Source organism: Pseudomonas rustica, from assembly GCF_049959085.1.
Classification (GTDB): Bacteria; Pseudomonadota; Gammaproteobacteria; order Pseudomonadales; family Pseudomonadaceae; genus Aquipseudomonas; species Aquipseudomonas rustica.
This window is the reverse complement of the sequence record NZ_CP188200.1, coordinates 3184866-3198595: the sequence shown is the minus strand read 5'-3', so window position 1 is coordinate 3198595 and position 13730 is coordinate 3184866. Positions and strand designations below refer to the sequence as shown.

Below are 13730 nucleotides of genomic sequence, written 5' to 3'. Positions count from 1 at the left end.
GCGGATCGCATGCTGATAACAGCGACGGGCGGAAGGCGTTTTATCATAGGTGCTACGGATGTTTAAGAAAGTGAACACAGCTCTGCTGGGGCTGGCTTTGGCGATGGGGATGTCGTCCGCCAATGCTGAAGAAGCAAAGAAAGTCGACGTGCTGTTGATCGGCGGCGGCATCATGAGCACCACCCTGGGTGTGTGGATCAATGAGCTGGAGCCAAGCTGGTCGATGGAAATGGTCGAGCGCCTCGACGGCGTCGCCCTCGAAAGCTCCAACGGCTGGAACAACGCCGGTACCGGTCACTCGGCTCTGGCTGAGCTGAACTACACCCCGGAAGATGACAAAGGCAACGTGACGATCCCGAAAGCTGTCGAGATCAACGAAGCGTTCCAGGTGTCCCGTCAGTTCTGGGCCTGGCAGGTTCAGCAAGGCGTTCTGAAGAACCCTCGCTCGTTCATCAACACCACACCGCACATGAGCTTCGTGTGGGGTGATGACAACATCAAGTTCCTCAAAAAGCGCTACGAAGCCCTGCAAGCGAGCCCGCTGTTCGCCGGCATGCAGTACTCCGAAGACCCGGCTGTGATCAAGAAGTGGGTTCCGCTGATGATGGAAGGGCGTGACCCGAACCAGAAAATCGCGGCCACCTGGAGTCCGCTGGGTACCGACATGAACTTCGGCGAAATCACCCGCCAGTTCGCTGCCCACCTGCAAACCAAGCCTAACTTCGATCTGAAACTGTCGAGCGAAGTGCAGGACATCACCAAGAATGCCGATGGCACTTGGCGCGTTAGCTACAAAAACTTGAAAGACGGCAGCAAAACCGAAACCGACGCCAAGTTCGTGTTCATCGGCGCGGGCGGTGGTGCACTGCACCTGTTGCAGAAGTCGGGCATTCCTGAAGCCAAGGAATACGCAGGCTTCCCGGTAGGCGGCTCGTTCCTGGTGACCGATAACCCGACCATCGCTGAACAGCACCTGGCCAAGGCCTACGGTAAAGCTTCGGTTGGCGCGCCACCGATGTCGGTTCCACACCTGGACACCCGTGTTCTGGACGGCAAGCGCGTTATCCTGTTTGGCCCATTCGCGACCTTCAGCACCAAGTTCCTCAAAGAAGGCTCGTACCTGGACCTGCTGACCAGCACCACCACCCACAACATCTGGCCGATGACCAAGGTCGGCATCAAGGAATACCCGCTGGTCGAGTACCTCGCTGGCCAACTGATGCTGTCGGATGAAGACCGTCTGAACGCGCTGAAGGAATACTTCCCGAACGCCAAAGCCGAAGACTGGCGCCTGTGGCAAGCCGGCCAACGCGTGCAAATCATCAAGCGTGATGAAGCCGCTGGCGGCGTGCTGAAACTGGGCACCGAAATCGTTGCGGCACAAGACGGCTCCATCGCCGGCCTGCTAGGCGCATCGCCAGGCGCGTCGACCGCTGCACCGATCATGCTGAGCGTGTTGCAGAAAGTCTTCAAAGACAAAGTGGCTAGCCCAGAGTGGCAAACCAAGCTGCACCAGATCGTGCCAAGCTACGGCACTCAGCTGAACAGCGATCCAGCGAAAGTGGCTGAAGAATGGGCTTACACCGCCAAGATCCTCGAACTGCCGACGCCTCCAGTGATCGGTCAGGTCGCTGCTCCGGCTGCGCCTGCGGCTGAAAAAGCTGAAGCACCGAAGGAAAACGCTGCACGTGACATGGCTCTGTAATTAGACCCCTGACACACAAAGCCCACTGCACCGGCGACGGTCAGTGGGCTTTTTTTATCCCTCGATATCCCTCTGTATTCCCTGTATTCCCTGTATTCCCTGTAGTCCCTGTAGGAGCTGCCGAAGGCTGCGATCTTTTGATCTTGTTTTAGAATCAAAAGATCGCAGCCTTCGGCAGCTCCTACAGAATTGTTTCGGTGTTAAGACGTTAAGACGTTCAGATGTTCAGATGTTCAGATGTCAGGGTTTCGCGGAGGCCAGATAAGCGCCAAGCCGCCGCCCCATTTCCTCGCCCAACGCCTGCAACCCGCTCAACGGCCGCACCATCACTTCAAACTCGACAATCTTGCCCTGCTCATCAAAGCGAATCATGTCGATGCCTTTCAGTTCCTTCGTTCCGACCTTGGCGCTGAACTCCAGAATCACATTCAAACCATCCGCCGTCGCCAGCTCACGGTGATATTCAAAGTCTTGAAACACCTCGAACACCGTATTGAGGATCATCGACACCACCGGCGCGCCGGGGTAGGGCGTGTGCGCCATCGGTGAGCGGAATACGGCTTTGGCGTCAAGCAACTCGGGCAGGGCGCTCAAGTTGCCGGTGCGGATCATCTCGTGCCAGCGGTTCAGCGATTCGGCAACGTTGGGCTGCAGGTTCAATTCGGACATGGATTTACCCCAGAGTTTTTATTGTTTTTGCACGACCGCAGTCACTCTAGCCTGTAGGAGCTGTCGAGTGAAACGAGGCTGCGATCTTTTGATCTTGATGTTCAAGGATCCAGATCAAAAGATCGCAGCCTTCGGCAGCTCCTACAGATCAGATGTCATCTGATACGCTTTTTTCGATTCTATCTGCCCCTGTAACCGGTTCAGTCACCGGCTCAAAATACCCCGGCAGTGCGGTCACTCACGGCAGTCCTTCATTCCGAAGCGTCCAGTGCACCGCAAACCCTGCATTGAGGAGAGCTCTATGTTCAAGATGGCGATTTTCCTGGGTGGATTTCTGACACTGACCATTCTGATCGGCGTGCTCGCGACAATTTCTCCGGTTTGAAACGCGTTGTGAACAGTTTTCACGACCCGATCCAGCAACAAACCCCAAGGGGTTGTTCGAACTTTTAAAGAAAACCGAACAGCTCAAGTGACCGGTATTAGACTCCCCTGAAGCTCCAATTTTATTTAGGGCTGAGCCCCGATCCATTGTGGCGAGGGAGCTTGCTCCCGCTGGACTGCGCAGCAGGCCCTGTTTTGAACTGAAGAGCGGGGGGCCGCTCGCACTCCAGCGGGAGCAAGCTCCCTCGCCACAGGTTCGGCGTCGTCCTTAACCTTTGGGGGAACCTCCGCCATGCGTCATTCACCATGGACTCACTGATCACCGCCGCCAGCCGTGCGCTTGCGGCGGGGGATCCGTTGGCGGCACTGAATTTCGTCGCCCTGCGCGAAGACCCGCCGGCGCTGGCGTTGCGCGGTATCGCCATGGCGCAGTTGGGTGATCTGCCGCGTGCCAAGGCGTTGTTGGAGCGAGCGGTGAAGGCGTTCGGTCGCAATGAGCCGCTGTCGCGGGCGCGGTGTCTTGTTGCCGAGGCCGAAGTGGCGCTGGCGGCGCGCGATCTGGGCTGGCCGGTGGAGGCGCTGGAGGCGGCGCGTCGGTTGCTGGAGGATCACGGTGACCGGCTCAACGCGGCGCACGCGCGTTACTTGCAGATTCGTCGATTGTTGTTGATCGGTGAGCTGGATGACGCTGAACGGTTGCTCGCTGAACAGGATCCTGCACCACTTCCGCCAGCCTTGCGTGCCGCCCATGAACTGGTGGCGGCGGGCATCGCCTTGCGCAGGGTTCAGGCGCACAGGGCGCAGGCGGCGCTGGTTCGCGCGCAACACGCGGCGCGGGAGGCTGGCATTGAGGCGTTGAGCGTTGAAGTCGAGCACGCCGCGCAAATCCTTGAGGCGCCGGTTGCCAGATTGATCATCAGCGGAAAAGAGCAGCCGCTGAAACTCGCAGAAGTAGAAACCATGTTCGCTTCAAAAGCGCTGGTCATCGATGCCTGCCGCTACAGCGTGCGCGGCGCCGGCATGACGGTTGGGCTGGCCAGCCGACCGATTTTATTCAGTCTCGCCAGACTGCTGGCCGAAGCCTGGCCGGGCGATGTCTCGCGAGAGGCGCTGATTGCCAAGGCTTTCCGTTTGCAACTCAACGATGAATCGCACCGAGCACGGCTACGCGTTGAAATCGGCCGCTTGCGCTCAGCGCTGCAACCGCTGGCGAACATCCGCGCCACGCCTCGCGGGTTTACGTTGGTGGCCGAAGAGGTGGCGCTGCTGACCTTGCCGGTCGAGGACAAACATGCGGCGCTGCTGGCCTTGCTCGCGGATGGCGAAGCGTGGTCGAGCTCAGCACTGGCATTCGCATTGGGCAGCAGTCAACGCCAAGTGCAACGAGCGCTCGAGACACTGGCCTCGGAAAACAAAATCCAGTCCTTCGGTCTGGGCCGATCACGGCGCTGGATGACGCCACCGGTGCCGGGTTTCGCGACGATCTTGTTACTCCCGGTGTCGCTGGGCAATGGCTAGGCTGGTCTCAACCAACACGAGGAAGCCCCCATGAAACACGCAAACGCAGAAATCCTTCGCGAGTACGGCCCGTTCGAAGGGATCGACGGCATTCACGGCGTGACCTTCGACGGTCAGCAAGTCTGGTTTGCCAGCGATGGTCAACTCAATGCGCTGGATCCGGCCAGCGGCGAAACCGTGCGCACGCTCAAGGTCGGCGCTGATGGCGGCACCGCGTTCGATGGCAAACATCTGTTCCAGATTGCCGACCGCCACATCCACAAAATCGACCCGGCCACGGGGCGCATCCTCAACACCATCGCCGCACCCGGTGGTGGCAACGATTCCGGCATGGCCTGGGCTGAGGGTTCGTTATGGGTTGGTCAGTATCGCGACCGTAAAATCCATCAGATCAACCCGGAAACCGGCGAGATTTTGCGCACGCTGGAGTCGAACCGCTTTGTCACCGGCGTGACGTGGGTTGATGGCGCGCTGTGGCATGGCACGTGGGAAGGCGAGGAGAGCGAACTGCGGCGGATCGATCCGGGTAACGGGAGGTACTGGAAAGCCTGACGATGCCCGACGGGACTGGCGTGTCGGGGCTGGAGGCGGATGGCAAGGATCGGTTCTATTGTGGCGGTGGTAATAGCGGGCGGGTGCGGGCGGTGCGTCGGCCCAAGTGATGAGGTGACACTGCTGGCCTCTTCGCGAGCAGGCTCGCTCCCACTTCGGCCTGTGTACGCCGATCTACTGTGGGAGCGAGCCTGCTCGCGAAAGGGCCATTTGCTTTAAATCAAAAATCAAGGCGCACCAAACAGCATCGTCCAGTAAACCCCTTCATCACTACGCGCCTCGCTGGCAAAACCCGCTCCCACCTGGGTAAACATCGGGTTCATCAAATTGGCGCAATGCCCCGGACTGGCCAGCCACCCGGCCATCGCCTTGCCCGGCGAACTCTGTCCGGCGGCAATGTTTTCACCAATTTGCCGGCCACGATAACCCGCCGCTCTAGCGCGATCTGCCGGCAAATCACCGTCCGGATCACGATGCGCAAAATAATTGCCATAAGCCATGGCCTTACTGTGCCCTTGTGCGGCCGCGCCCAGCGCAGCGTTCCAACTCAGCGGTCGGGCGGCAGCGAAGCGTTGACGCCCACACATCCGTGGCCGGGCGCGAGCGGCATTGACCTCGGCGAGCAGCGCTTTGCCGACGCTACGATTATCGCCGACACGGTTGTCGAGCACCGGCCGCGCCAGCACCACTTGCCATTCACTGCGCGAACGGCTGATGCCGATGTCGGCGTACTGACTGTCGAGCAATGCGCCGCAGTAGTGGTCTTGTAGCTGGTCGAAGGCTTCGTCGGCATCCTCTGCACCGACGATGCGGATGCTGCGCACGGTCACCGCCGCATATCCGGACGATTTCAGCGCCTCGCGCATGCCGCCGCCGGAGCCATAGCCGATGGGCAGCGCGAGATTATCTTTCAACGCCAGCGGAGCCAGGCGCTGCGCGGGGCGTCGGTCGCAGCGTTGCGGGTGGGCGCGGTAGTCGTTGATGGCCGCGACCAGTTGGCGTTCGGCGCCGGCGTGGGCGGATTGAGCAAACAAAGGCGAAAGCAGCAGGCACAGCGAAACCAGACGAAGTGGGTGGGCGGTGTGGCGCATGGAGTGGACGGCTCAGGAGAGGAAAAAGCGGCGCGTGTAGGACTGGGCTTTTTGGACTTGGTTCAGGGTGGCAGGTGTGGTTTTTTTCTGGGGTATTGATGTGATTTGGCCGGCCCCTTCGCGAGCAAGCTCTGCTCCTACGGCATTGTGTGGAGCTCAAGCCCTTGTAGGAGCAAAGCTTGCTCGCGAAGAGGCCAGACCCGCCAACACAAAACTCAGCGATTCAACACATCGCCCATCCACCGCAAATACTCCCCCCGCTCGGAAATCGAGTTATGCCCCGAATCCGGCACCACCTTAAGCACCGCCACCCCCTCGGGAAAATTCCTCAATAGCCGCTCGGTACTGTCCCGCGCAATCACTTCGTCATCACTCGCCGCCAGCAACAACGTCGGCACGCGAATATGCTCCGCGTATTTGCCTGATTCATAACGATCCTTGAGCAACCACTTCACCGGCACCCACGGATATTGCTTCACGGCGACTTCTTCGAGGCTGTTGTACGGCGTCACCAGAATCAAATTCTGCACCGGCCGTTGACTGGCCAGACGCACCGCGACGCCCGAACCCAGACTGCGCCCGATCACCGCCACCTGCGGATGGCTGGCGTACACCTGATCAAACAATGCCAGCGCATCCTCGGCAATTGCCTCCTCGGCAGGCTTGCCGCCGCTGCCACCAAACCCTCGATAGTGCAGAAAGTACAGTGCGTAATCCGGGAACGCCGCGGCGAACTCCGGCAGGTTGTGCGAGACATCCTCGGCATTGCCGCCGAAATAGATCAGCGCCCGCTGCCCGACACGCTCGCGGGTGGTCACCCAGACGTCGGCATCCGCCATCGACAATTTCAGCCGTGACTCCGCCGACTCCACCGTGCCGGCCTGCGGAAAATAGATCAGCGAGCGCTGAAAAACGAACAGCGCCGCGCACAGCACCAGGTACACAGCGACGATCAATGCGACGAGTAACATCAGGGTTCGGGACATTCGGCTACTTTTAACGGGGTAAGGAAGTCGGCAGTCGCAGTGTAGTCCAGCGATTTCGCCAGACGGTCTGCGCACACAACATGCAACAGATTCACGCAGCAGGGGAACCAGCATGAGCCACACTGAGGGTTACTCCCGTCGCCGATTGCTCACGCTGGCTGCCGGGGTTTCGGCAGTCTTCACTTTTGATCGGGCGTTGGCCACTGCCGCGCCACCCGCGACTATCCGAGGCCAAGCCATGCAGACCCGCGCCATCCCCTCCAGCTCCGAGTCATTGCCCCTGGTCGGTCTGGGCACGTATCGCGGTTTCGATGTCGCGCCGGGCGACCCGGCTTATCGGCAGCTGCCGGCGGTGCTCGATGAGCTGTTCACCAAGGGTGGCACGGTGATCGACAGCTCACCCATGTATGGCCGCGCCGAGCAGACCACCGGCGAACTGCTGTCGATCCATGAACCGCGTTCGCCGGCGTTTCTGGCGACCAAGGTGTGGGTACGCGGGCGCGAGGAAGGCATCGCACAGATGGAGCAGTCGTTCAGCCTGCTGCGCACCGAACGCATCGACCTGATGCAGATCCACAACCTGCTCGACTGGCAAACCCACCTGCCGACCCTGCGCGAATGGAAAGAACAGGGGCGCATCCGCTACATCGGCATCACCCATTACACGTCCTCGGCTTACGATGAAGTCGAAGCGGTGTTGAAGAATGAGCAACTGGATTTTCTACAAATCAACTACGCCCTCGATGATCGAGGTGTGGAGAAACGCATCCTGCCGCTGTGCCGTGAGCGCGGGGTGGCGGTGATCTGCAATCGGCCGTTTGGTGGCGGTGCTTTGCTGGGCCGGCTCAAGGGCAAACCTTTGCCGGCGTGGGTGTCGGACGTCCAGGTCAACAGCTGGCCGCAACTGGCGCTGAAGTTTCTGCTGGCGCATCCGGCGGTGACCTGTGTGATTCCGGGGACGAGCAATCCGCGTTATATGGCCGACAACGTCAGGGCCGGATTCGGGCCGATGCTCACCGACGCGCAGCGGCATCAGTTAATTGCGTTGGTGGGTTAGTCCGTGGCGATATCCAGCTTGCGACGAATCTTGCAGGAGCCGAGCTTGCTCGCGAAAGCGGTGTATCAGTCAGCGAAAAAATCGACTGATATGGCCTCTTCGCGAGCAAGCTCTGCTCCTGCATAAAGCAGGTTGGCGGTTGGGGTCAGGGGCGATAGCGCAACGCCTCCAGCAACAACGCAAATGCCGGTGCCGCCTGACGCCGGCTCGGGTAGTAGAGGTGATACCCGGCGAATGTCGGGCACCAATCCTCAAGCACTTGCTGCAAGCGACCATCGGCCAGATACGGCTCGACAATGTTCTCCGGGATGTAGCTCAAACCGAACCCATCCAGCGCCGCATCAAGTAACGGGTAGACGCCGTTCAACGTGATCTGCCCGGATACTCGCACCTTCAGGCTTTCGCCATCCTTCTCGAACTCCCAGCTATACAGCCCGCCGTTGGTGGGCAGGCGCAAGTTGTTGCAGGCGTGGTCGGTCAGGTCGCGCGGGGTTTGCGGGGCGGGGCAGCGGGCGAAATACGCGGGCGAGCCGACCACCGCCATGCGCATGTCCGGGCCGATGCGCGTGGCGATCATGCCTTGCGCAACGTCTTCGCCCAACCGAATGCCGGCGTCGAAGCCCTGGCCGGCGATGTCGACGAAACCATAATCACAGCTGACTTCGACGGCGATGTCGGGGTACTTGGGCAGGAACTCCTTGAGTACCGGGCGCAGCAGCCAGTCCAGCGAATGGTCAGTGGCGTTGATGCGGATTTTGCCCGCCGGGGTTTCGCGCAAGTTGCTCAGGGCCGCCAGTTCCACTTCGATCTCTTCGAAGCGCGGGCCGATGGTTTGCAGCAGGTGCTCGCCGGCCTCGGTGGGCGAGACGCTGCGTGTGGTGCGCGTCAACAGGCGCAGGCCAAGGCGCGCCTCGAGGGCGCGAATGGTGTGGCTCAGCGCCGATTGCGAGACGCCGAGCTTGGCGGCAGCTTTGGTGAAGCTGCGTTCGCGGGCCACGGCGAGGAAGGCGAGCAGGTCGGTGGCGTTTTCCCGAAGCATTGATGAGTGTCTCGCATAAGTTTTTTCGAATTCTAGTCGATTATCTGAAGAGTGCGGGTCGGTAAAGTGATGGCATTGATTCTCTGGAGGAACTTGCCATGAACCCGATTGCTGCTTCTGCTCTGACCCTGTCCCTGTTGGCAGGTGAAGTGCAGGCCAATGAAAATCCTCGCGTGAGCGTTACGCCCAACGGCTCGCAACCTTCGGCCCGTGGCCCGGCGGATTGGTTCACCGGCACCGTGCGCGTTGATGCACCGTTCAAGGGATCTGATGAAGCGCGGGTCAGTGGCGCGACGGTGACATTCGAGCCGGGCGCGCGCACGGCGTGGCACACCCATCCACTGGGGCAGACATTGATCGTCACCGCTGGGGTGGGTTTCGTGCAGGAATGGGGGCAACCGGTACGCGAGATTCGCCCGGGGGATACTGTATGGATTGCGCCGGGTGCCAAACATTGGCACGGGGCGGCGCCAACCACGGCGATGACGCATATCGCGATTGCGGAAGTGCTTGATGGCAAGGTGGTGGAGTGGATGGAGCAGGTGAGCGCTGAGCAATACCCGCAGATCGACTGAGACTACCCCGTGATCCATGTAGGAGCTGCCGTAGGCTGCGATCTCTTGATCTTGCTTTTAAAAATCAAAGTCAAAAGATCGCAGCCTTCGGCAGCTCCTACAGGGGTTTTGTTTAGGTCATTTCGGGGAGTGACGACAGGATTTTGTCGAGGGTAATCGGATACTCCCGCACCCGCGCGCCCGTGGCGTTATAGATCGCATTCGCCACCGCCGCACTCACCCCGCAAATGCCCAACTCACCGACACCTTTCGCCTTCATCGGCGAAGAAATCGGATCGGTTTCATCAAGAAAAATCACCTCCTGATGGGGAATGTCGGCATGCACCGGCACTTCGTATCCCGCCAGATCATGGTTAACAAAAAAACCGAGCTTCTTGTCGATCGACAGTTCTTCCATCAACGCCGCACCGACGCCCATGGTCATCGCGCCGATCACCTGACTGCGCGCCGCTTTCGGGTTAAGAATCCGTCCTGCCGCACACACCGCGAGCATGCGCCGCACGCGGATTTCGCCAGTCGCCGCGTCCACAGCCACCTCAACGAAATGCGCACCAAACGTCGACTGCTGATATTGCTTGGCAAGGTCGGCAAATTCGATGCTGTCCTCGGCCACCAACACGCCGTTTTGCGCAGCATTACGCAGCGGCACACGCTTGTCGCCGACGCGCACTTCACCGTCGACAAACTCAGCCTGATCCGCCGCCAACCCGAGCTTGCCCGCCACGGCCTCGCGCAGTTTCATGCATGCGGCATACACCCCGGCGGTCGAGCAATTGGCGCCGAATTGGCCGCCAGAACCCGACGAAACCGGGAAGCTCGAATCGCCCAAGTGCACCGTCACGTCCTTCAAACCCACGCCCATCATCTCGGCGGCTGTCTGCGCGATGATCGTGTAGCTGCCGGTGCCGATGTCGGTCATGTCGGTTTCCACGGTGACCTTGCCGTCGCGTTCCAGCTTCACCCGCGCGCCCGATTTGACCAGCAGGTTGTTACGGATCGCCGCCGCCACGCCCATGCCGATCAGCCAGCGACCTTCGCGGCGGGTGCCCGGCTGAGCATTGCGCTGGCTCCAGCCGAACTTGTCGGCGCCGGTTTGCAGGCATTCGATCAAGCGGCGCTGGGAAAACGGCCGCTCGGTTTTCACCGGATCGACCTGAGTGTCGTTGAGGATGCGGAACTGGATTGGATCAAGTTTCAGCTGCTCGGCCATTTCGTCCATGGCGATTTCCAACACCATCAGCCCGGGCGTTTCGCCGGGGGCGCGCATGGAATTGCCTTCGGGTAGATCAAGCGGCGCGAGGCGCATCGTGACCAGTCGATTTTCAGCGGCGTAGAGTAATTGACTCGGCTGCGCCGCGACCTCGACTTTGCCGTCCTCCAGGTTGCCCGACCAGCCTTCGTGGGCGATTGCCGTGAGTTTGCCGTCCGCCGTCGCACCCATGCGAATGCGCTGAATGGTGGCGGGGCGGTGGGTGGTGTTGTTGGCCATTTGCGGGCGGGCGAGGGCGACTTTCACCGGTCTGCCAGCCATTCGTGCGCCGAGTGCAGCGAGGATGGAGTCGGCGCGGATGAACAGTTTGCCGCCGAATCCGCCGCCAATGTACGGCGAAATCAGGCGGACTTTTTCCTTCGGCAAACCGAGGGTGGTGGCGATATCGTCGACGCTCCAGGCGATCATCTGATTGGACGTCCACAGCGTCAGCTCATCGCCTTTCCACGCGGCCAATGTGGCGTGCGGCTCCATCATCGCGTGTGACTGATCCGGCGTCGTGTAGGTCTGATCGAACTGCACCGGCGCGGCTTCGAACGCCTTGGCGAAATCACCGTGGCTGACGTCTGGCAACTCTTCTTTCGGCTCGACGCCTTTGTCGCGCACGCTGGCCAGATCGAACTCGCCAGTGGCCGCCACGTAATCAACCTTGACCATTTGCGCGGCGGCGCGCGCCTGTTCGAAAGTCTCCGCAACGACCAAGGCGACAGCCTGGTGATAGTGTTGAATTTCCGGCCCGGCGAGCAGGTGCGCGGCGTTGTATTTGCCCTTGCCGAGCTTGCCCGCGTTGGCGGCAGTGACGATCGCCAGCACGCCCGGCGCAGCTTTCGCGTCTTCAAGGTCGATGTTGTTGATCCGGCCTTTGGCAATGGCTGAGCCGACCATGAAGCCGTAAGCCTGATTGGCCACTGCCTCGTGTTGCTCGTAGGCATACGGCGCCTGACCGCTGGTTTTCAGCGGGCCTTCGATGCGGTCGGTGGGTTTGCCGATGACCTTTAACTGGTCGATCGGGTTGGTGGTGGCGGGCGTGTCGAATTTCATGCTTTTTCCCTCGCTTGCGCCAACACCGAACCGAGCGTGCGCTCGACCAGGGTCAGTTTGAATTGGTTGTCGTGGGTCGGCGTCGCGCCATCGAGCAGGCGTGCGCTGACGGCTTTCGCGCCGTCGGGCAGTAGCGCTTCCGCGGCTTCGACGCGCCACGGTTTCGGCGCGATCCCGCCGACAGCGATGCGGCCGCTGCCATCCTTTTGCAGAATCAGGCCGACCGAGACCAGCGCAAATGCGTACGACGAGCGATCACGCACCTTGTGATAAATGTGCGTGCCGCCGACGGGTGCGGGCAAGGTCACGGCGGTGATGAATTCGCCGGGCGCGAGGCTGGTTTCGATGTTCGGCGTGTTGCCGGGCAACTGATGAAAATCGGCCATGGCGATGCTGCGGGTGCTGCCGTCGGGTTTCACTGTTTCGATCTGTGCATCGAGGGCGCGCATGGCGATGGCCATGTCACTCGGGTGCGTGGCGATGCAGGCGTCGCTGACGCCGATGATCCCCAGTTGCCGACTGACCCCGCCAATCGCTGCGCAACCACTGCCGGGCTGGCGTTTGTTGCACGCCTGATTGGTGTCGTAGAAGTACGGGCAGCGTGTGCGTTGCAGCAAGTTGCCGGCGGTGGTTGCCATGTTGCGCAACTGGCCGGACGCGCCGGCGAGTAAGGCGCGTGAGAGCAAAGCGTAATCCTTGCGCACGCGGCTGTCGGCAGCCAGATCGGTGTTGCGCACCAGCGCGCCGATGCGCAAACCACCCTCGGGCGTGGCTTCGATCTGATCCAGCCCCAAGTGATTGACGTCGATCAGGTGCAGCGGGGTTTCGATGTCGAGCTTCATCAAGTCCAGCAGATTGGTGCCGCCGGCAATGAACTTGGCGCCTTCAATCTGCGCCGCTTGCGCAGCGGCAGCGGGGGAGTCGGCGCGGCTGTAATTGAACGGTCTCATGCCGGCACCTCCGCGACTTCAGTCATGGCTTCGATGATGTTCGAGTAAGCACCGCAGCGGCAGATGTTGCCGCTCATGCGCTCCTGAAATTCACTGGCGATCAGTTGCGGGGAATCCGTCAGGCTGGGGCTGACATGGCTGGGAATGCCATCGCGAATTTCTTTGATCACCGACACTGCCGAACAGATTTGCCCGGGCGTGCAATAGCCGCACTGATAACCGTCGTGCTTGATGAACGCGGCTTGCATCGGGTGTAACTGGTCGGGCATGCCAAGGCCTTCGATGGTGGTGATTTCACTGCCTTCGTGCATCACCGCCAGGGTCAGGCAGGAGTTGATCCGCCGACCATCGGCAATCACCGTGCAGGCGCCGCACTGGCCGTGGTCGCAGCCTTTTTTGCTGCCGGTCAGGTGCAGGTGTTCGCGCAGGGCGTCGAGCAGAGTGGTGCGGTTGTCGACCTCCAGCGCCTGGGGTTTGCCGTTGACTTGAATCGTCACTTTGCTCATGGCGGGTTGCTCCAGGTTGGCCGCATAGGCCTTGAGGCTGATAAACGGGGGCATCGCGAAGGCTGTCGCGGTCACGGCGCCGAGGATTAAAAATCTGCGTCGGGAAATCGTCATGGTTCGATTCCTTGTCTCTCTCAATCAGGGCAGCGGGGTTGCGAATGGCCCAAACGGGCAGCCAGCGTGATCGCCGGTCTCGTTAAGGAGTGACCGCGGGGGGGAGGGAAAGGTTTTGTTGGATTTGCGCCAGACTGTTATGTGCGGTGTTCGGCAATCTTTTGGCGGGTTTGGATTTTGCGGTCACGGGGCTGGCCTCTTCGCGAGCAAGCTCGGCTCCTGCAAGGAAAGCGGCGATGCGATGCGCTTTGTAGGAGCAAAGCTTGCTCGCGA

General features: G+C 60.7%; 11 protein-coding genes and 1 pseudogene. 5 read left to right on the top strand and 7 right to left on the bottom strand.

Annotated features, from left to right (window positions below; all coding sequences use genetic code 11):
• Positions 1–58 precede the first annotated feature (58 nt).
• A complete protein-coding gene (mqo, locus tag ACP3TY_RS14600; RefSeq protein ID WP_426617795.1) occupies positions 59–1705 on the top strand; it encodes a malate dehydrogenase (quinone) in 1647 nt (548 codons plus the stop codon).
• 240 nt (positions 1706–1945) lie between these two features.
• Here mqo and ACP3TY_RS14595 read toward each other — a convergent pair whose 3' ends face one another.
• Positions 1946–2374: a nuclear transport factor 2 family protein gene (locus tag ACP3TY_RS14595; RefSeq protein WP_159812453.1), complete on the bottom strand. Its 429-nt coding sequence runs from the start codon at positions 2372–2374 to the stop codon at positions 1946–1948.
• A 690-nt stretch (positions 2375–3064) separates the two neighbouring features.
• Here ACP3TY_RS14595 and ACP3TY_RS14590 point away from each other — a divergent pair.
• Together ACP3TY_RS14590 and ACP3TY_RS14585 are read left to right on the top strand one after the other, a co-directional pair.
• Positions 3065–4276: a helix-turn-helix domain-containing protein gene (locus ACP3TY_RS14590; RefSeq protein WP_426617794.1), complete on the top strand. Its 1212-nt coding sequence runs from the start codon at positions 3065–3067 to the stop codon at positions 4274–4276.
• 30 nt (positions 4277–4306) lie between these two features.
• Positions 4307–4938: pseudogene (locus ACP3TY_RS14585) on the top strand (PQQ-binding-like beta-propeller repeat protein).
• A 117-nt stretch (positions 4939–5055) separates the two neighbouring features.
• On the opposite strand, the gene ACP3TY_RS14580 reads toward ACP3TY_RS14585, so the two are convergent.
• Complete coding sequence (locus tag ACP3TY_RS14580) at positions 5056–5919, bottom strand: CAP domain-containing protein (RefSeq protein ID WP_426617793.1); 864 nt, start codon at positions 5917–5919, stop codon at positions 5056–5058.
• Between the two features lie 215 nt (positions 5920–6134).
• Positions 6135–6905 carry an alpha/beta hydrolase gene (locus ACP3TY_RS14575; protein ID WP_426617792.1) on the bottom strand — a complete coding sequence of 257 codons (771 nt, stop codon included), beginning with the start codon at positions 6903–6905 and terminating at the stop codon, positions 6135–6137.
• A gap of 112 nt (positions 6906–7017) precedes the next feature.
• Here ACP3TY_RS14575 and ACP3TY_RS14570 point away from each other — a divergent pair, with 112 nt between their 5' ends.
• Positions 7018–7962: an aldo/keto reductase gene (locus tag ACP3TY_RS14570; protein WP_426617791.1), complete on the top strand. Its 945-nt coding sequence runs from the start codon at positions 7018–7020 to the stop codon at positions 7960–7962.
• A 145-nt stretch (positions 7963–8107) separates the two neighbouring features.
• On the opposite strand, the gene ACP3TY_RS14565 is transcribed toward ACP3TY_RS14570, so the two are convergent.
• Positions 8108–9001 (bottom strand): LysR family transcriptional regulator, encoded by an 894-nt coding sequence (locus ACP3TY_RS14565; protein WP_401239039.1) that lies wholly within the window; start codon positions 8999–9001, stop codon positions 8108–8110.
• 98 nt (positions 9002–9099) lie between these two features.
• Between ACP3TY_RS14565 and ACP3TY_RS14560 the strand changes: the two genes are divergently transcribed.
• Positions 9100–9576, top strand: a complete 477-nt coding sequence (locus ACP3TY_RS14560; protein ID WP_212545966.1) for a (R)-mandelonitrile lyase — start codon at positions 9100–9102, stop codon at positions 9574–9576.
• Positions 9577–9688: 112 nt separating this feature from the next.
• Here the strand turns inward: ACP3TY_RS14560 and paoC are convergent, their stop codons facing one another.
• From paoC to paoA, 3 genes are read right to left on the bottom strand one after another with little or no spacing between them, the layout of a single operon-like run.
• Entirely contained in the window at positions 9689–11887 is a 2199-nt protein-coding gene (paoC, locus tag ACP3TY_RS14555) for an aldehyde oxidoreductase molybdenum-binding subunit PaoC (protein WP_426617790.1), read from the bottom strand.
• Positions 11884–12837, bottom strand: coding sequence for an FAD binding domain-containing protein (locus tag ACP3TY_RS14550; protein ID WP_426617789.1), 954 nt, complete (start codon positions 12835–12837; stop codon positions 11884–11886). Before ACP3TY_RS14550 ends, paoC begins: the two co-directional genes overlap by 4 nt.
• On the bottom strand, positions 12834–13457 hold the full coding sequence (gene paoA / locus ACP3TY_RS14545; RefSeq protein WP_159812444.1) for an aldehyde dehydrogenase iron-sulfur subunit PaoA: 624 nt from the start codon (positions 13455–13457) through the stop codon (positions 12834–12836). Before paoA ends, ACP3TY_RS14550 begins: the two co-directional genes overlap by 4 nt.
• Between the last annotated feature and the right edge of the window lie 273 nt (positions 13458–13730).

Coding starts and splice junctions, on each gene's coding strand:
- mqo (WP_426617795.1), top strand. CDS start 59: ATGTTTAAGAAAGTGAACACAGCTCTGCTGGGGCTGGCTTTGGCGATG.
- ACP3TY_RS14595 (WP_159812453.1), bottom strand. CDS start 2,374: ATGTCCGAATTGAACCTGCAGCCCAACGTTGCCGAATCGCTGAACCGC.
- ACP3TY_RS14560 (WP_212545966.1), top strand. CDS start 9,100: ATGAACCCGATTGCTGCTTCTGCTCTGACCCTGTCCCTGTTGGCAGGT.
- ACP3TY_RS14575 (WP_426617792.1), bottom strand. CDS start 6,905: ATGTCCCGAACCCTGATGTTACTCGTCGCATTGATCGTCGCTGTGTAC.
- ACP3TY_RS14570 (WP_426617791.1), top strand. CDS start 7,018: ATGAGCCACACTGAGGGTTACTCCCGTCGCCGATTGCTCACGCTGGCT.
- ACP3TY_RS14565 (WP_401239039.1), bottom strand. CDS start 9,001: ATGCTTCGGGAAAACGCCACCGACCTGCTCGCCTTCCTCGCCGTGGCC.
- ACP3TY_RS14590 (WP_426617794.1), top strand. CDS start 3,065: ATGGACTCACTGATCACCGCCGCCAGCCGTGCGCTTGCGGCGGGGGAT.
- paoA (WP_159812444.1), bottom strand. CDS start 13,457: ATGACGATTTCCCGACGCAGATTTTTAATCCTCGGCGCCGTGACCGCG.
- ACP3TY_RS14550 (WP_426617789.1), bottom strand. CDS start 12,837: ATGAGACCGTTCAATTACAGCCGCGCCGACTCCCCCGCTGCCGCTGCG.
- ACP3TY_RS14580 (WP_426617793.1), bottom strand. CDS start 5,919: ATGCGCCACACCGCCCACCCACTTCGTCTGGTTTCGCTGTGCCTGCTG.
- paoC (WP_426617790.1), bottom strand. CDS start 11,887: ATGAAATTCGACACGCCCGCCACCACCAACCCGATCGACCAGTTAAAG.